We start from the raw sequence: 326 nt of genomic DNA on the forward strand, positions 1-326 counted from the left end.
GTAGACGTAGGACAGGACCTGGGCGACGGCCGAATACAGTCTCACGGGAATTTCCTTTCCGAGTTGGCCTTCCCGATACAAGGCGCGTGCCAAAGGCGGGGCGGAGACGATCGCGACCGCACGCATGATGCTGGGCAAGCCCTACAACACGTCGTATGTGTTGAATGAGGACAGCTACTACTGTTCGGATTTCATTGAACGTGCGTTCCGTGCGCACCAGTAACGCGCGCCCCCCTGCTCGGCCTGGCTGGAGCAACCCGCGGCATGGTCGCTGAGATCGATGCGCAGCATCGCGCCCGCCACCAGCTTGTGGATGCCGCGGTAGA

2 pseudogenes are annotated in these 326 nt (G+C 61.7%); one reads left to right on the plus strand and one right to left on the minus strand.

The features are described 5' to 3' along the window. A pseudogene (locus ABGA94_RS11430) lies at positions 1 to 117 on the minus strand (EscU/YscU/HrcU family type III secretion system export apparatus switch protein); the annotation flags it as partial. Between ABGA94_RS11430 and ABGA94_RS11435 the strand changes: the two are divergent. Then, a pseudogene (locus tag ABGA94_RS11435) lies at positions 104 to 217 on the plus strand (YiiX/YebB-like N1pC/P60 family cysteine hydrolase); the annotation flags it as partial. The pseudogenes ABGA94_RS11430 and ABGA94_RS11435 overlap by 14 nt on opposite strands. Positions 218 to 326: the final 109 nt, after the last annotated feature.

It is taken from the genome of Stenotrophomonas sp. 3diitr2024, from assembly GCF_042136455.1.
GTDB lineage: Bacteria > Pseudomonadota > Gammaproteobacteria > Xanthomonadales > Xanthomonadaceae > Stenotrophomonas > Stenotrophomonas sepilia.